15 protein-coding genes and 1 tRNA gene are annotated in these 15,758 nt (G+C 62.0%); 8 read left to right on the top strand and 8 right to left on the bottom strand.

Features of this window, described 5'->3' with window-relative positions; translation table 11 throughout:
• Positions 1 to 281: 281 nt before the first annotated feature.
• Positions 282 to 839, top strand: coding sequence for a chromate transporter (locus H8695_RS10735; RefSeq protein WP_249301514.1), 558 nt, complete (start codon positions 282 to 284; stop codon positions 837 to 839).
• Positions 836 to 1,411 (top strand): chromate transporter, encoded by a 576-nt coding sequence (locus H8695_RS10730; RefSeq protein ID WP_249301511.1) that lies wholly within the window; start codon positions 836 to 838, stop codon positions 1,409 to 1,411. The genes H8695_RS10735 and H8695_RS10730 overlap by 4 nt, the downstream gene beginning before the upstream one ends.
• A 61-nt stretch (positions 1,412 to 1,472) precedes the next feature.
• Here H8695_RS10730 and H8695_RS10725 read toward each other — a convergent pair whose 3' ends face one another.
• Positions 1,473 to 3,389 (bottom strand): DHHW family protein, encoded by a 1,917-nt coding sequence (locus H8695_RS10725; protein WP_249301509.1) that lies wholly within the window; start codon positions 3,387 to 3,389, stop codon positions 1,473 to 1,475.
• A 171-nt stretch (positions 3,390 to 3,560) separates the two neighbouring features.
• Here H8695_RS10725 and H8695_RS10720 point away from each other — a divergent pair.
• Positions 3,561 to 3,634: transfer RNA gene (locus H8695_RS10720), tRNA-Gly, on the top strand.
• Positions 3,635 to 3,928: 294 nt separating this feature from the next.
• Positions 3,929 to 4,435, top strand: coding sequence for a GNAT family N-acetyltransferase (locus H8695_RS10715; RefSeq protein ID WP_249301507.1), 507 nt, complete (start codon positions 3,929 to 3,931; stop codon positions 4,433 to 4,435).
• An 85-nt stretch (positions 4,436 to 4,520) separates the two neighbouring features.
• On the opposite strand, the gene H8695_RS10710 is transcribed toward H8695_RS10715, so the two are convergent.
• Both H8695_RS10710 and H8695_RS10705 read right to left on the bottom strand, forming a co-directional pair.
• Complete coding sequence (locus H8695_RS10710; RefSeq protein ID WP_249301504.1) at positions 4,521 to 5,303, bottom strand: hypothetical protein; 783 nt, start codon at positions 5,301 to 5,303, stop codon at positions 4,521 to 4,523.
• 24 nt (positions 5,304 to 5,327) lie between these two features.
• A complete protein-coding gene (locus H8695_RS10705; RefSeq protein WP_249301502.1) occupies positions 5,328 to 5,903 on the bottom strand; it encodes a vWA domain-containing protein in 576 nt (191 codons plus the stop codon).
• 300 nt (positions 5,904 to 6,203) lie between these two features.
• Here H8695_RS10705 and H8695_RS10700 point away from each other — a divergent pair, with 300 nt between their 5' ends.
• Both H8695_RS10700 and H8695_RS10695 read left to right on the top strand, forming a co-directional pair.
• Positions 6,204 to 7,352: an aldo/keto reductase gene (locus H8695_RS10700; protein WP_249301500.1), complete on the top strand. Its 1,149-nt coding sequence runs from the start codon at positions 6,204 to 6,206 to the stop codon at positions 7,350 to 7,352.
• A 15-nt stretch (positions 7,353 to 7,367) separates the two neighbouring features.
• Positions 7,368 to 7,745 carry a MerR family transcriptional regulator gene (locus H8695_RS10695; RefSeq protein ID WP_249301498.1) on the top strand — a complete coding sequence of 126 codons (378 nt, stop codon included), beginning with the start codon at positions 7,368 to 7,370 and terminating at the stop codon, positions 7,743 to 7,745.
• Positions 7,746 to 7,817: 72 nt separating this feature from the next.
• Here the strand turns inward: H8695_RS10695 and H8695_RS10690 are convergent, their stop codons facing one another.
• The 4 genes from H8695_RS10690 to proB all read right to left on the bottom strand — a co-directional run bounded on the left by H8695_RS10690 (position 7,818) and on the right by proB (position 11,757).
• Complete coding sequence (locus H8695_RS10690) at positions 7,818 to 8,939, bottom strand: Gfo/Idh/MocA family protein (RefSeq protein WP_249301496.1); 1,122 nt, start codon at positions 8,937 to 8,939, stop codon at positions 7,818 to 7,820.
• Between the two features lie 9 nt (positions 8,940 to 8,948).
• Positions 8,949 to 9,986, bottom strand: a complete 1,038-nt coding sequence (locus H8695_RS10685; RefSeq protein ID WP_249301493.1) for a zinc-dependent alcohol dehydrogenase — start codon at positions 9,984 to 9,986, stop codon at positions 8,949 to 8,951.
• 184 nt (positions 9,987 to 10,170) lie between these two features.
• Complete coding sequence (locus H8695_RS10680) at positions 10,171 to 10,965, bottom strand: hypothetical protein (RefSeq protein ID WP_249301491.1); 795 nt, start codon at positions 10,963 to 10,965, stop codon at positions 10,171 to 10,173.
• Between the two features lie 15 nt (positions 10,966 to 10,980).
• Positions 10,981 to 11,757 (bottom strand): glutamate 5-kinase, encoded by a 777-nt coding sequence (proB, locus tag H8695_RS10675; protein ID WP_249301489.1) that lies wholly within the window; start codon positions 11,755 to 11,757, stop codon positions 10,981 to 10,983.
• A gap of 213 nt (positions 11,758 to 11,970) precedes the next feature.
• On the opposite strand from proB, the gene H8695_RS10670 reads away from it, so the two are divergent.
• Both H8695_RS10670 and H8695_RS10665 read left to right on the top strand, forming a co-directional pair.
• Positions 11,971 to 12,849, top strand: coding sequence for a DegV family protein (locus tag H8695_RS10670; RefSeq protein ID WP_249301487.1), 879 nt, complete (start codon positions 11,971 to 11,973; stop codon positions 12,847 to 12,849).
• A gap of 769 nt (positions 12,850 to 13,618) precedes the next feature.
• Positions 13,619 to 14,911 (top strand): glutamate-5-semialdehyde dehydrogenase, encoded by a 1,293-nt coding sequence (locus tag H8695_RS10665; protein WP_249301484.1) that lies wholly within the window; start codon positions 13,619 to 13,621, stop codon positions 14,909 to 14,911.
• A gap of 137 nt (positions 14,912 to 15,048) precedes the next feature.
• On the opposite strand, the gene pgmB is transcribed toward H8695_RS10665, so the two are convergent.
• Positions 15,049 to 15,720: a beta-phosphoglucomutase gene (pgmB, locus tag H8695_RS10660; RefSeq protein ID WP_249301482.1), complete on the bottom strand. Its 672-nt coding sequence runs from the start codon at positions 15,718 to 15,720 to the stop codon at positions 15,049 to 15,051.
• Between the last annotated feature and the right edge of the window lie 38 nt (positions 15,721 to 15,758).

Raw genomic sequence — 15,758 nt, 5'->3', positions numbered from 1 at the left:
TGTCGCATACTGTCCGCCGCAGCAAAGCAATCGGCGGCCTCTGTTTTTGCCCGGCCGGCAGCGGCGGCAGGCACGCATCGGAATCAAGCGCGGCCGCTGCCATACGGCCCTTGTGCCATATGACCAAACTTTACGCCGTTTTTTCCGATAAATAATACAATGATACAATTTCAATATAATCTTGGCACTTTTCGCTTGTTTTTCCCCCTCTGGAATGGTAAAATGATTCCCGTGCACTGTTACGAAATTCACAATGGACAGGAAATGAGGGATTCAGGTAAATGAACAAGTATTTGGACTTATTCTTGACGTTCAACCGAATCGGCGCTCTGACCTTTGGCGGCGGCTACGCGATGATGCCGATGCTGCAAAAAGAGGTCATTGAAAAGAAGAAGTGGGCGACTGAGGAGGAGGTCATGGACTACTACGCGCTGGGCCAGTGTGCGCCGGGCGTCATCGCGGTCAACACCTCTGTCTTCATCGGCAACCAGGTCGGCGGCGTGTTCGGCGGCATTTCGGCCGCGCTCGGCGTGGTGTGTCCGTCGCTGATCATCATCATGGTCATCGCGGCTTTCATTCAGAACTTCATCCATCTCGACGTGGTGCAGTACGCCTTTGCCGGCGTGCGCGTGGCGGTCGCCGTGCTGGTGGTCAACGCCATACTCAAAATGTGGAAAGCCGGCGTCAAGGATCTGATTGCATTCTGTGTCTTCGCCGTCGCCTTTGCGCTGACGCTCTTCACTGACGTCTCGCCCATTCTCATTGTTGTGGGCTCGATTGTCATCGGCATTGTCGTCAAGGGCATTGCCTCGGGCAGAAAGGCGGGTGGCAGCAAATGAGTATCTATCTTCTGCTGTTCTGGGAGTTTTTGAAGACCGGGCTGTTCGCCATCGGCGGCGGCCTCGCAACGCTGCCGTTCCTCTATGACATTGCGGCGCGCTACGACTGGTTTGACGCGGCGATCCTGCCCGACATGATCGCCATCTCGGAATCCACTCCCGGCCCGATCGGCATCAACATGGCGACCTACGCCGGCTTCAATGTGGCGGGTGTGCTCGGCTCGATCATCGCGACCCTGGCCGAGATCATCCCCTCGATCATCATCATTCTCATCATCGCGAAATTCCTCGACAAGTTCAAGGGCAACACCATTGTCCAAAACGCATTCTACGGCCTGCGCCCGGCGGTCTGCGCGCTGATTGCGACGGCCGCGGTGCAGGTGCTCGAGACCTCGGTGTTCACCTTTGATGCGTTCAAGGCTGCCCCCGGCATCACGACGCTGTTTGATCTGAAAGCTCTGATTCTGTTCGTGGTGGTCCTTGTGCTCACCCATCTGCCCAAGGTCAAAAAGCTCCACCCGGTGTTCTTTCTCGCCGGGGCCGCGGTCGTCGGCATTGTCTTTCAGATGTAATTCGCAGAGAAAAAGCGGGGCCGGTTTAAAAACCGGCCCCGCTCTCTTTGTCGTGGGGCAATCAGCCGACCATATTGAGCTGGTCGTTTGCCGGGACGTCAGCCTTGAGAAGCAGGCTGTCGTTGGCCAGGCGGTCGCTGTAGAGAAACAGCACATCCGCATCCGTGAAGTCGACATACTCAGGCAGCAGGCTGCTGTGCATGTAGCGGAGATCGACCATGGTGATCTTCGAGTAGTTCTCGATCAGCAGAGGGGCGAGGCTGCTCGCGTAGGAGTCGCGGAAAATCACGAGCTCACGCTTCGCCGCGGCATTCGGATTCTCGATGACCGTCAGCGGCGTCGCGCCCGAAAGGAAGAGGTCGTAGGCAATGTCGGTGTCAAGGCGGGCCACGTCATAGACCTCTTTGAAAGCCTGGTTCGAGAAGTTGTCGACCACGGCGGCCTCGGTGGCGGAACTTGTCAGCCAGCGGACGGTCTCACCGGGCAGGTTTGCGAGCTTCTGGCGATAGGTTCCGACAAAGCCCTCGCGCGACTGGGTGGTGAAAGAGGCGCGGTTGACGGTGAAGCCCATCAGTTTGCCGAGCTCCTCGGCGACGGGAAGAAGCTCCTCCTGGCGCCAGTGGGGATCGGTGACATAGTAGTCATCGAGCGTGAGAAGACCGGTCAGATCCGCCGTCTTCCAGTCGAGAAGCTCGTAGGAGAGCTGCTCGACAATGGCGCTGTGGTTGATGTAGTCGGCGGTCAGCTCACGGGCGTAGTAGGTCTTGTCCGGCACGATGGCGTAGTAGACGTCGCTGTCCGCAAAGTAGGTGGCGCGCAGATTCTCCATCACCCGCGCAAGGCGGCTGACAGACTGCTGATCGACCGTCTCGCCGGCCTCCATGTAAGTCTCGCCGATCTTGATCATGCCCTTGGCATCGGGGGTGGCAAGCGAGCTGTCGAGCGCGCGGAAGTTGCGCGCGAGCTCGTCGGGAGCGCTGTTGTCCATGACCAGAAGAATGAGATTGCCGATGCTCTCAACGCGGATGTTCGACGGCGACACGCCGACGCAGATCCACTTGCGGGGGTTGACGTTTTCGCGGATGTCCGCCTTTGTCTTCTCGATGTCGGTGCCGTCCTTGACGCGCAGCAGACCGACCGAGTGGGCCTGCGCGGTCATCATGGGCTCGCAGGCAATGCCCTCGACAAAGGGGATGTTCTCAGCGCCGAAGTAGAACGAGAGGTTCTCTTCCGTGATCTCTGCGACGTGAAGCCGCGAGGGCTCCATGGTGTCGACGCCCGCATAGACCGCGCCCATGATGTCGATAAGAGAGCTCTGCGCTGTGACCTCATTGCCGGCGAGCGCGCGGGCCGTTGCGAGGGCGAGGCTGTTGAACGCCCCGTCGGCGAGCAGCTTGTCGGCAAGCGTCCCCTCGCCGCCCTGCACCTTGGCGTCAAGCGCCGCGTAGCAGATCACAACCGCGTCGCCGCGCAGGAATTTGTCCGTGTTGACGCCGTCCGGCAGGATGCCGGCGCTCTCGGCAAGGGTCTTCCAGTTGTCCCAGACGGTGCCGTCGGCGCTGTCCTTGTAACCGAGCGCACGCAGCACAAAGGTGACAAACACCTGGGCGCTCGCCCGCTCGTCGGGTTGGAACTCGGTGGGGGTGACGCCTGCGGCAAGGCCATTCTCATAGCCGTAGCCGACATAGCCGTTGACCCACTGGGGGATGTCGGTAAACGGGTGGGAGCGCTCTTCTCCGTAGAGCGCCTCGACCTCCTGCCCGATCAGGCGCACGAGAAGCACAAGCGCCTGGGCGCGGGTGAGTTCGCTGTCAAGATCATAGCCGCTGTCCGTCCCCTTGAAGAGGCCGAGCGTGTTCAGAGCGTCCGCAAGGCTGCCCGCCTCGGCGGCGTCATACGCAAAGGCGTTCGCGCCGAGCCCCAGGCACAGTACGAGCGCCAGCAGCAGCGCAGCGGCTGATTTCAGTCTTTTTCCCATTTTGGTTTCTCCTTTGTTTTGTTTTCTGTTGGGTGTTCTACCAGATATAAACGTATATCCGGCGATTTTGTTCCCATTTTTGACAAATTTGCACCACTTTTTTCGCCGCCGCAAAGTCGCCCGGTTTCTCTTGATTCCCGGGCCGGTTTATGGTATACTTGTTTTCACCATGCGGGCGTAGTTCATCGGTAGAATAGAAGCTTCCCAAGCTTCGGAGGTGGGTTCGACTCCCATCGCCCGCTCCACGTCGGAGCAAAGTCCGCTCCATTCAAAAGCGCCGCCCAAATGGGCGGCGCTTTCTCATTGCACTCCCTTGCTCCTCCTCTCCCCACGAAAACTGCGGTTTTCGTGGGGGCCCCGAGAGCAAAGTCCGCTCGTCGCAGTACGCTTCGCTCAGCTCCGCCGGCTCATCGCCGGCATCTGCCCGCTACGCGACTGCTCCTCTTCCCCAACGGAACTGTGGTTCCGTTGGGGGCCCAATTGCTGCCCCGCAAGGGCCGCCAGTGACCTGCCCCGCTGGGGGACCGAGGTGATTTTTTATGTCTGTATCCATCCAAATACGACCGCTGGAACCGGGCGACGACCGGCTGGCAGTCGGGCGCGTCTATGTCAAGAGCTGGCGCCACGCCTACCGCGGCATCGTGCCGCAGCCCTATCTCGACGCGCTCGAGCCGGACCGGTGGGCCGCCTCTCTCGACGCCCCGCCGCGCCGGTCTCTGGTGATGCTCGACGGCGGCCGCATCGTCGGCACAGCCTCCTTTGGCCCCGCGCGGCTCGACGGGATGGCCGGGTTCGGCGAGCTCATTTCCATCTATCTTCTGCCCGCGTATGCCGGGCGCGGGTTCGGCGCACAGCTTCTGCGCCGCGCGCTCGACGGGCTCAGGGAACTCGGCTTTCGCGAGGTCTATCTCTGGGTTCTCGAGGAGAACCGGCGCGCCCGCCGGTTCTATGAGGCCCACGGCTTTGCTCCGAGCGGCTGCACACTCGAGGATTGCATCGGCGGCAAGCCTCTGCGCGAGGTGCAGTACCGGTATCGGATTTCTTAAAAGAGCACGGTAGCCGGGTGACGGACTGCGCAATTTCAAAAAAAAGAGCGTACCGGGTGACCCGGTACGCTCTTTTCAACGTTGGTTATACGGTCAGAATCGACTCGCAGCAGCGGTAGTCTGTATCGATGTTGTGGGCGATCACTCTGGCCCGGAACTGACGGGCGTTGCACAGCGCAAGCGGCCGCTGTCCCGAGGTATCGAGATCCTCCGGCACCACGAATTTCACACACTTGACCAGCACGTCGCGGCAGGTCGGGCTGCTGTGGGCGGGAATGGTCATGGTCTTCATTCCGCGCTGGTGCTCAAGGCCGTTTTGATCGATCTCAGTGAGAATCACGGCGAGCGCCACCCTCTTGCCGGGACAGACGTTTTTGATCGTGACGTCGGCCTGCACAATTCTGCCCAGCGACTCCAGATAGGTGTCGCCGAGATCGACGACCACCGAGTCCGAACAGCCGTCCACGGTGAGATTTGTCGGAACCGGACAGGGTTCGGGGTTGACGACGATGCCGCAGTCCACATTGACGACCGGCTCCGGGAATGTGACCACGTTACCCTCTGTGTCGCTGTACTCGATGGACTCGTTGACCAGCTTCGTCCCCGAGGTCTGCCCCGTGTGGCGGACAATGAACTCAAGCGCCGCACCTTCGCCCGCATCCACGCCGAGCTCGGGAATCGTCCAGCGCAGCTCGCGGGAGTTGAGCATGGTGGCGGAGCCTTTCGTCGGCGCCAGAATGCTTGTGATGACGAAGTCCGCCATGACCGTTTCATCGATGACGATGTTGGTCGCGCCGGGCTTTGAGATGTTCGCCGCAAGGTCCTTGAACAGCTGTTCGAGTTCGGCGTCGTCCGGCGTCACCGCCACGTGGGAGGAGTTCGGGTCGGTCGCCTACTCGTTGAGCGTGTTGACGTCCACCCCATTGGCGCCGACCAGGCCGATGCAGTAGATGGTGATGCCGTCGGCTCGGGCCGCAGCGGCGACGGGAGCGGGCGGCGCGCCGGTGGTGGTGTTGCCATCGGTGAACATCACGATCACCTTATGGTTGGAGGAGCTCGGATCAAAGAGCTCCATGGCCTTGGTGAACGCGTCGGCGTGGTTGGTGTTGCCGCCGGCCGTCAGCGAGTCGACAGCGCTCTTGAGCGTGGCGACCGATGTGATCAGCGGCGTGTCGGCCACGGCGGTGGAGGCGAAGCTGACGATGCCGATGTGGCTGCCCGAGCCGATCACGCCGTCCTGCACGCCGTCGGTGGCCTCTTCGATGATGTCGATAAAGGTCTTCGCACCGGCTTTCATATTGGCAAGCGGCGAGCCCGCCATGCTGCCCGAGCGGTCGAGCACGAGCACGATGTCCGTCGGGTTTGACACGATGTCGGGCGCCGCCGTCAGCGCGAGTGTCACACGAAACGAGCCCTCGCAGTCGATTTGGGTCATGTTGACCGTTTTATTGGAATTGGTAATACCCATTCTATTCCCTCCTAATCATAGGGGAGAGATTCTTTCCCCACAACATCCTATGCCGGAATGACACCGGGGTTCCCCCGGGCGGAACGCTGTTGAAATTCTTTTAAATATGTCTGTATCCGGCCGTCTGTGGGAAAAAAAGCGCAAATTTCAAAAAAAGCGCCTCGGCCGCACCGCAGGGGAAAAATGCCGCGCTCTCACGCCGCCGGCCGATAAAAACAGCACATCTGATAAAAATTCTTGACTTGGAGTACACTCCAGATGATATTCTATTGATAAGCATACAGATTGGGAGTGAGTGTCATGATTTACCGCAAACTGGGAAAGACCGGGCTTTCGGTCAGCGAGATCGGCATGGGCTGCGAGGGATTTGTCGACCACGGCGGCGAGCTGACCGAGCCGCTTCTCGACGCCGCCGAACGGCTCGGCATCAACTACATCGACCTCTATCTGTCGAACCCCGACCGCCGCGCCCGCCTCGGGCGCGCGCTGCGCGGCCGGCGCGACAAATTTATTCTTCAGGGTCACCTCTGTTCGGTGTGGCGCGACGGCCAGTACCGCCGCACACGCGACATCGACGAGGTGCGCGCGGGCTTTGAAGAGCAGCTCGCACTGCTTGAGACCGACTTTCTCGAGGTCGGCATGATCCACTACGTCGACTCGATGGACGACTGGAACGCCGTGGCCAGCGGCCCGGTCATGGCCTATGCAAACGAGCTCAAAGCCGCCGGGCGGATCGGCCACATCGGCATGAGCAGCCACAATCCCGAGGTGGCGCTCGCGGCGGTCGAGAGCGGGCTCATTGAGGTGCTGATGTTCAGCGTCAACCCCTGTTACGATCTGCTGCCCGCCGACGAGGACGTCGAGGCTCTCTGGGACGACAAAAACTACGAGCGGCCCCTGCTGAATATGGACCCCGCCCGCCAGGCGCTCTACGAGGCCTGCGATAGGCGCGGCGTCGGTGTGACGGTCATGAAAGCCTTTGGCGGCGGCGATCTGCTCGACGCCTCCCTCTCCCCGGCGGGCGCGGCGCTGACCGCATTCCAGTGCATCCACTACGCACTGACCCGCCCGGCGGTGGCAACCGTTCTCGCGGGGGCGCACACGGTCGCCGAGCTCGAGGCGAGCGCGGCCTATGAGACAGCGCCCGCCGCTGAGCGCGACTACGCTGCCGCTTTCGCCGCCTTCCCCAAGATCAGCTGGCGGGGCCACTGCATGTACTGCGGCCACTGCGCGCCCTGCCCGGTGGGCATCGACGTGGCGTCAGTGACCAAATTCTATCACCTCGCACGTGCCCAGGGCGCGGTGCCCGAGACCGTGCGCGAGCACTATGCGTCCCTGCCCCATGGGGCGGGCGAGTGCATCGGGTGCGGCGCGTGCGAGCGGCGGTGCCCCTTTGAGGTGCCCGCCGTGGAAAATATGAAAAAAGCGGCCGCCGTCTTCGGCCGCTGAGGGAGGGATTCATCCATGACCATAGCGGAAGTGAGCAGAGCTTATGACATCTCGGCCGACACTCTGCGCTACTATGAGCGCATCGGCTTGATTCCCACCGTGCCCCGCACGGCGGGCGGCATACGCGACTACGGGGAGGAGGACTGCCGGTGGGTGGAGTTCATCAAGTGCATGCGCGCCGCTGGCATTCAGGTTGAAGCGCTCATCGAGTATGTCACCCTCTTTGCGCAGGGCGACAGCACGACCGGCGCACGGCTTCAGCTTCTCCTTGAGCAGCGCGAGCTGCTGCTCGGCAAAATGGAGCAGATGCAGCAGACTCTCGAGCGGCTCAACCACAAGATTGAGCACTATGAGCAGTGCGACCGCGCCATGCGCGATCTGCGCCCCGCCTGAGAAAGCCGCAATCTCGACGCAAGACGCCCCGCCGGGCTGAGCCCGGCGGGGCGTCTGTCTTTGTGTCTCTCTTCAGCGCGGGAGTCTGCCGTCGAAATCCTCTGTGTTCTCCGGCTCAAGCGGAAAGCGCACCGGGCGGTGGTCGCGCTGTGAGCGGTAGATGGCGGTGAAGAGCTCGACCGCCCGGCGGCCGTCCTCAAGCGGTACCATCGGGCTTCGCCCACCGGCGACGGCGTCGAGAAACTCGCCAAGCTGCAGACGGTGAAAGTGGGTTGTAGCGTCCACCGACTGGAAGAGCTCCGTGTCCTCGCGCACCCACTCGTCGAGGAGCTTCTCCTCTCCCGGCACAGTCCAAAGGTCGTTGAGCGGCGGCTCGGTGACCGAGGAGACGCCCGCGATGAACATGGCCCCTCCGTCTGTCTGAATCCCCACCGAGGCGCCGTTCGAGCCGTGTACCCGTACCCGGCCGAAGAGCGCCGGGTTCTGGGAGTTGCTCGCGACGATGCTGCCGAGCGCCCCGCTTTTGAAGCGGATAACGGTGACCGCCGTGTCCTCCACTTCTAGCTCGGGGTGGTTGAGCGTATCCCACATGCCGTAAACCTCCTCGATCTCGCCCATGAACCACAAGAGCAGATCGAGCTGGTGCACCGCCTGGTTGACGAGCACACCGCCGCCCTCGCCGCTCCAGGTGCCCCGCCAGGGATCGCTGTGGTAGTAGGCCATATCCCGCCAGCCGAGCATGTTGACGCTGCCGAGAATGGGCCGGCCGAGCCGGCCCTGCTCAATGGCGCGCCGGATGCGCAGCGACCCGGGGTAGAGTCTGCGCTGACAGAGCATTCCGCCCGTGACGCCGGCCTCTCTCACGGCTGCGAGCATCCTGTCGCAGTCCTGCAGCGACGAGGCCAGCGGCTTTTCCACCATCACATGCAGCCCGCAGCGAGCGGCCTGCACCACCTGCTCGGCGTGCGCGGGGTGCGGCGTGCAGATGCTGACCGCCTCCACCCCCGTGGCGCGGGCCATCTCCTCGATGGAGCAGAAAGCCGGCACGCCATACTTCTGCGAAAAGGCCTGCGCCCGGTCGATGTTGTGGTTGCAGACCGCGACAAGCTCGCTGTTCTCCAGCTCCCGGTAGGCCGCGGCGTGAAAGTCGCCCACTTTTCCGCAGCCGACGACTGCGGTTTTGATCTTTCTCATCCTGTCCTCCTACTCCATTGTCAAAACGATCTTGTAGAGCCCGGGCTCGCGGCGATAGACCCGCTCGATCCACTCGGCGCCCTCCTCGAGCGGCACCGCGGCGCTGATGAGCGCGTCGACGTCGACCTGGCCGCCCGCAATCAGCGCAAGGCACTTGTCGTATTCGCCCGCCGAGGCGCAGCTGCCAAACAGACTCAGCTCCCGCGTGACCACCACCTGGAGCGGAATCTCGATGCGCGCGGCGAGATTGCCCACAAAGACCACCTGTCCGCCGAGCACGGCGGCGTTGACGCAGAGGTCCGCCGTCGCCTGAATGCCGGTGGCGTCCACCGCCACATCGACGCCCTCGCCTCCCGGCGTGAGGGCGCGCAGTCTTTCGAGCGCGTCTGCCTCGCGGGAATTGACCGCGTGGGTCGCCCCGTTTTGCAGCGCCATCTCAAGGCGCTTCTCATCAATGTCGACGGCGATGACCGTCGCCGCTCCCATGCTCTTCGCCAGCTGCAGCGCCATCATGCCGATGGTGCCGACGCCGACCACTGCGACGGTGGCGCCGGGGCGAATTTCGGCGCGGGTGACGCCGTGGTAGGCGATGGAGAGCGGCTCCACCATGGCCGCCTGGCGGAACGTGACGTTGTCGGGCAGGCGGTAGAGAATGTATTCGGGCACCGCAATGTACTCCGCAAAGGCCCCATCGCGGCGGTACTCGTCACAGGATACCCCCAGCACCCGCCGGTTTCGGCACAGGTTGACCCGCCCGGCTTTGCACATCTCGCACTCGTTGCAGTAGACGGTGGAGTCAAAGGTGACCCGATCGCCCGGCTTGTAGTTCTTCACCTTTGCGCCGACTTTCTCAATCACGCCCGACGCCTCGTGTCCCATGACGATGGGAGGGATCCGTCGGCCCGTGCTCCCATCGTAGCCGTGCACGTCGCTGCCGCAGACCGCACAGCACTTGAGCCGGATCAGAACTTCACCCTCGCCGCAGTCGGGTGTGGGAATCTGCTCGCACACGAGCTTTTTGTACTCTTTCAATACCAGTGCTCTCATACTCTCGCCTCATTTCTGACAATTCTGAAATCTGAAATATCAGATTTTGCCTTGTTTCTATCCTATCGGCTCCCATCACCGTTGTCAAGAAACAAACTGACAGAAAATGGACCTCCCGCGTTGGGCAAAATCCCCAATGGCGAAAAAAAGCCGCACCTTTCGGTGCGGCTTGCGGGTTCTGCCGTCAGGCCTGTGCAAAGGCGCTCAGCGAGAGCACCCGGTAGTCGCCCACCGTGCCCTGAACGGTGAGCTTGACGGTCTTGACCGCCTCGGGCCGCGGGCCCTCGGCGTGCTCATAGGTGTCCTGCGCGGCCGAGTCGATGTAGTCCATGACCACCTCGTAGACACTGTTCTCGAGCGGCGTCACCGAGCGGATGCGCGGAAGGTTCATGTTCTCCATGCCATAGATGGGCATCTCATAGCGCGCGTTCTCGGCGTTGTAGGTAAAGTCCCCGTAGATGGAAACCGACTGATGCACGATGGGCGGCGCGCCGTCAAAGACGGCGGCGATCTCCTGCTCGACCGCCTCCTGGGGGACCATGATGCTCTGCTCGCCGTACTCGACCTGCTCGCCGCTCTGCAGCGCCTGCCAGATGCCGAATGTGACAAGGTGGGCCATGTCGGCCTCGGCCGGTGAGGCAAAATAGGGGAAGTCGACAAACACCAGCACGCTCAGAAAATCGTGGTAGACCACATCGTCCTCTTTCAGCGCGGCGATGTCGAGCGGCTCCTCCTCCTCAACGGGGTCGTCATCGACGCCGATGACATAGTCCGGGTCGAGCATGCCGCCGCTGCCGGGGTCGTTGTTGTCCACCGGCGGGGTGGGCTCGCCGCCGCGAAAGCGCGACACGACAAAGACGATCCCCCCGATCACCAGAGCCAATACCACCGCCCAGGTGGCGCAGCCCATCAGGAACGTAAGGCCCGTCTGGTTCTTCTTTTTTCCGGCGGGCGCCGGTTTTCTCTGTCTCTCTTCCACTGGGTTCCTCCCCGCCTACTGGGCGGCAAAACGTGTGCCGGCGGGCTTTCCGTCGAGCACATCGTACAGAATATCGGGGTTTTCGGCCGAGACGATGACCATGTCGATGCCCTGCGCGGTGACGGTTTTCGCCGCTGTGAGCTTGGTCAGCATGCCGCCGGTGCCGACGGCGCTCGCCGAGCCGCCGCCGAGGGCCATGATCTCATCGGTGATCCGCTCGACCCGCTCAATGAGCCGGGCGCCGGGATTCGTATGGGGGTCGCTGTCGTAGAGGCCGTCGATGTCGCTCATCAAAACGAGCAGATCGGCGCGTACCATTGTGGCAACCATCGCCGAGAGGGTGTCGTTGTCGCCGATTTTGATCTCGTCGATGGAGACGGTGTCGTTCTCGTTGACAATCGGAATGGCCCCGAGCCCGAGCAGTGTGTCAAAGGTATTGACGGCGTTTTCGTTCATCTCCGCGTTCTCGACCACGTCGCGCGTGAGCAGCACCTGAGCCACCGCGTGGCCATACTCGGAGAAGAGCTTGTCGTAGGTGTACATCAGCTCGCACTGGCCGACCGCAGCCGACGCCTGCTTGCCGGGGATGTCATGCGGCTTCTCGGGCAGGCCGAGTTTGCGAAAGCCGACGCTGATCGCGCCGGAGGAGACCAGCACCACCTGCACGCCGCTGTTCTGCAGATCGCTGAGCACGCGCACCAGACGGTCCATGCGGCGCAGATTGAGTTTTCCATTTTCATAGGTCAGCGAGGAGGAGCCGATTTTGACCACCACGCGACTCGGTTTTTCCATGGTTCTTCCATCCTTTTCTTTTGCTTCTCTTCTATCTTAAGAGCAAAGGCCCGCAAAGTCAAATCAAATTCCGCAGGGCTGCGGCTTTTCTTACGATATTCTTAAAGCTTTGCCGGCTGGGACAAAAAGTGTGGTATTTTGCGGAGAAATCCGCTATACTTTTGCATGTATGCCGCATTGCGGCAAATCTGTTTTCCCATAAGGAGGCAACCCATGCCAGCCACTCCCACCTATAAGATCATGACCGAGACCAACTCGGATCTTCCCTTTTCCTACTTTCAAGAGCACGACATCAGCCCACTTCGCATGAACTTCATTCTCGACGGGGTCACCTACTACGAGGGCCCCGACTGCGGCATGTCCACCAGGGAGTTCTACGACAGGCTGCGCGGCGGCATTCTGCCGACGACGGCGGTCGCGAACACCGCCGAGATGGACGCGGTGATGGAGCCCGTGCTCGCGGCGGGGTACGATCTGCTCTATGTCGCTTTCTCCAGCGGTCTGTCCGGCATTTACAACACCGCCATGCTCGCCGCGATGGAGCTGCGCGAGAAGTATCCCGAGCGCCGGCTCATCATTGTCGACTCGCTGTCGGCCTCGCTCGGCGAGGGGCTGCTTGTCGACTTTGCCGTGCGCAACCGCGACGCGGGGATGTCCATCGAAGACAACGCCGCCTGGCTCGAGGCGAACAAGCGCAGGGTCTACCACGCTTTCACCGTCACCGACCTGTTCCATCTGCAGCGAGGCGGCCGCCTGTCAAAGGGCACGGCCATCATGGGCTCCATGCTCGGCATCAAGCCCATGCTCAGCTTTGACAACGAGGGCAAGCTCGTGCCCATCGGCAAGTGCCGCGGCCGCCAGGCTTCGATTGAGGCGCTGGTACAGACCGCGATCGACCGCGGCGAAAATCTCAAAGACCAGAGGGTCTTCCTCGTCCACGGCGACTGTGAGGAGGACGCCAACACCCTCGCGCAGCTCCTGCGCGAGCGCGCAGGTGTGCGCGATGTCTTCATCAACACCGTCGGCACCGTGCTCGGCACCCACGCCGGCGCGGGTGTGCTCGCCGTCTTCTTTATGGCGGACCACCGCTGACACGTCCTCGCAAAGTCCTCTCCCCACCGAAACTACAGTTTCGGTGGGGGCCCCTTTATTTTGATGTGCGGCGACCCGGGAAACCCGGGCCGCCTGGGCGCTGGCGCGCCAGTTCGCGCTGCGCACTCACTCCACCGAAACTACAGTTTCGGTGGAGGCCCCTTTATTTGAATCTGCGGAAGCCCGAAATCAATTCGGGCTTCCTAGGCGCTGGCGCGCCAGTTCGCGCTGCGCACTCACTCCACCGAAACTACAGTTTCGGTGGGGGCCCCTTTATTTTGATGTGCCCCTCCGGCGGGGCGGCTTCGCCGCTTACACCGCCTACGGGACTAGGCCTGCGGGCCGTCGCGGCCTATTCCCGCTAGCCTTATCTGATCTTATCCCGCCACGCCAGTTCGCGCTGCCGCGCATCTCCGGCCCAAGAGCCGCCACTTCGTGGCGGTTGGCCTCCGAAATGCGGCTGCGGCCGCGATCACTCAACCGAAACTGCGGTTTCGGTGGGGGCCCAATTGCTGCCCCGCTAGGGGCCGTCACTTCGTGATGGTTGGCCTCTGAAATGCGGCTGCGACTGCGATCACCCAATAGCTTCCTCGCAAGGTCCGCTCGGTCCTGTGTGCGCTCCTTTTCCCCGGCGAAACTGTCGTTTTGCCGGGGTTTTCAATAGCTGTCGCGCCAGCGACCTGCCCTGCAAGGGGCCTTCTGCTGCCCCGCAAGGGGCTTTCTTGACACGGCTCCCGCGAGCCTTTACAATGGGTAGAGAGGTGATCCCATGACGACAAGAGAGATGGCGCAGCGCGCCAAACACGACTTCATTGCCCTGCAGGCCCTGCCCCATGAGACCAAAAACGCGGCGCTTGGCGCGATCGCCGACGCCCTGCTGCGGCAGGAGCAGGCCATTGTCGAGGCAAATCGTCTCGACCTCGCCGAGGGCGAACGCACGGCCCTCGCGCCCGAGCTTCTGCGGCGGCTCAAATTCGACCACGCCAAAATCGCGACCTGCGTCGAGGGCATCCGGCAGCTCATCGCCATGCCCGACCCTGTCGGCCGCACACTCTGGGCCTCGGCCCTCGACGAGGGGCTCGAGCTCTACCGCGTCGCCTGCCCCATCGGCGTCATCGGCGTCATCTTTGAGTCGCGCCCGGACGCGCTGGTTCAAATTCTCTCGCTGTGTCTGAAAAGCGGCAACGCCGTTCTTCTCAAGGGCGGCAGCGAAGCGGCGAACACCAACCGGGCCCTCGCTGACGTCATCCATGCGGCCGCGGTCGCCGAGGGCGTGCCCGACGGCTTCATGCACCTGCTGACCTCCCGCGGGGAGGTCGGCGAGATGCTCGCGCTCGACGAGTACGTCGACCTGATCATTCCGCGCGGCTCAAACGCCTTTGTGCGCTACATCATGGATCACTCGCGCATCCCCGTCATGGGCCATGCCGACGGCATCTGTCACGTCTATATCGACCGGGCCGCCGACCCTGCCATGGCAGTGGACATCACGGTCGACTCGAAAACACAGTATGTCGCGGTCTGCAACGCGGCGGAAACGCTGCTCGTCCATGCGGATGCGGCGGCGGCTGTTCTGCCCCGGCTCAAAGCGGCGCTGGAGGCGCGCGGCGTCGAGCTTCGCGGCTGCGCGCGCACACGCGCTGTCATCGACTGTTCGGCCGCGACCGAGCAGGACTTTCACACCGAATATCTCGACTACATCCTCTCCATCAAGGTGGTCGACTCGCTCGACGAGGCAATCGATCACATCAATGCCTATGGCTCCCATCACACCGACTGCATCGTGACCGGCGACGCCGGCGCGGCCGAGCGCTTTTTGCAGCTGGTCGATTCGGCGAACGTCTACCACAACTGCTCCACGCGCTTTGCCGACGGCTTTCGCTACGGATTCGGCGCGGAGGTCGGCATCAGTACGAACAAACTCCACGCGCGCGGCCCGGTGGGCCTTGAGGGGCTTCTGACCTACAAGTACCTGCTGTGCGGCCACGGCCAGATCGTAGCCGACTACGCCGAGGGGCGCCGACACTTCCGCCACACGCCGCTCGACAAGCCCTACCGCTGAACACGGAGCCGACCGGCCGGCTCAACATGCGTGCGGAAACAGGCAGCACCATCCTTTTGCTCAACCGAAAAGCGACGCTCAGGAATACTCCTGAGCGTCGCTTTTTTCAATCTGTATCATTCCTGTAAATAACGCTTTCACTCTGTCACAGGGCCGTTTTGCATTCTCTTTCCCAAAACAATATCCGAAAGCTCATGAAAGGCGATGATAGAATAAGTGGCCTCGTCATTCCCGCAGGCATCTCCCATGCCCGCGCTGTGAAAGCCTCCGTCGTGCGCGGCCCGGATGCCCGCGTCGGCGTCCTCGACCACCAGACACGCGCTGGGAGCCAGACCCAGTATCCCGGCGGCTTTGACAAACACCTCGGGATCCGGCTTGGAACGGGTGATATTCTCGCCGTCGGATATGGCGTCAAACCAGTCAAAAATGCCAATCTGGCGCAGAATGGTCTTGGCGTTACGACTGGAAGAGCCGATGGCGATCTTCACCCCGGCATCTTTCAGCTGCCGCAGGGTGGCAGCCACGTCCTGTGACAGATCCGCCGGGCTCATATTCATCAGAAGCTGGCGGTAGATCTCATTTTTCTCAGCGGCCAACGCCTCTTTTTCCGCCGCCGTGTAGGTGCGCTGCGCCCGCTCCAGAATGATTTCAAGGCTCGCCATACGGCTCACGCCGCGAAGACGGCTGTTGATGCTCTCATCAAAATAGATTCCCTCGCGGTCGGCCATCTGCTTCCACGCCTGATAATGATAGTTGTCCGTGTGGCAGATCACCCCGTCCAGGTCAAAAATTACCGCTTGATAGTTCATTCGTATCTCCTTTCAACGTCTTTGGTTGGAGCAGGGGC

The sequence above is a fragment of the Feifania hominis genome (assembly GCF_014384765.1).
Classification (GTDB): Bacteria; Bacillota; Clostridia; order Oscillospirales; family Feifaniaceae; genus Feifania; species Feifania hominis.
The sequence above is the reverse complement of the archived record's forward strand: the minus strand, read 5'-3'. Positions and strand labels throughout refer to the sequence as shown.

Coding starts and splice junctions, on each gene's coding strand:
- H8695_RS10715 (WP_249301507.1), top strand. CDS start 3,929: ATGTCTGTATCCATCCAAATACGACCGCTGGAACCGGGCGACGACCGG.
- H8695_RS10700 (WP_249301500.1), top strand. CDS start 6,204: ATGATTTACCGCAAACTGGGAAAGACCGGGCTTTCGGTCAGCGAGATC.
- H8695_RS10730 (WP_249301511.1), top strand. CDS start 836: ATGAGTATCTATCTTCTGCTGTTCTGGGAGTTTTTGAAGACCGGGCTG.
- H8695_RS10685 (WP_249301493.1), bottom strand. CDS start 9,986: ATGAGAGCACTGGTATTGAAAGAGTACAAAAAGCTCGTGTGCGAGCAG.
- H8695_RS10695 (WP_249301498.1), top strand. CDS start 7,368: ATGACCATAGCGGAAGTGAGCAGAGCTTATGACATCTCGGCCGACACT.
- pgmB (WP_249301482.1), bottom strand. CDS start 15,720: ATGAACTATCAAGCGGTAATTTTTGACCTGGACGGGGTGATCTGCCAC.
- H8695_RS10705 (WP_249301502.1), bottom strand. CDS start 5,903: ATGGGTATTACCAATTCCAATAAAACGGTCAACATGACCCAAATCGAC.
- H8695_RS10735 (WP_249301514.1), top strand. CDS start 282: ATGAACAAGTATTTGGACTTATTCTTGACGTTCAACCGAATCGGCGCT.
- proB (WP_249301489.1), bottom strand. CDS start 11,757: ATGGAAAAACCGAGTCGCGTGGTGGTCAAAATCGGCTCCTCCTCGCTG.
- H8695_RS10725 (WP_249301509.1), bottom strand. CDS start 3,389: ATGGGAAAAAGACTGAAATCAGCCGCTGCGCTGCTGCTGGCGCTCGTA.
- H8695_RS10665 (WP_249301484.1), top strand. CDS start 13,619: ATGACGACAAGAGAGATGGCGCAGCGCGCCAAACACGACTTCATTGCC.
- H8695_RS10690 (WP_249301496.1), bottom strand. CDS start 8,939: ATGAGAAAGATCAAAACCGCAGTCGTCGGCTGCGGAAAAGTGGGCGAC.
- H8695_RS10670 (WP_249301487.1), top strand. CDS start 11,971: ATGCCAGCCACTCCCACCTATAAGATCATGACCGAGACCAACTCGGAT.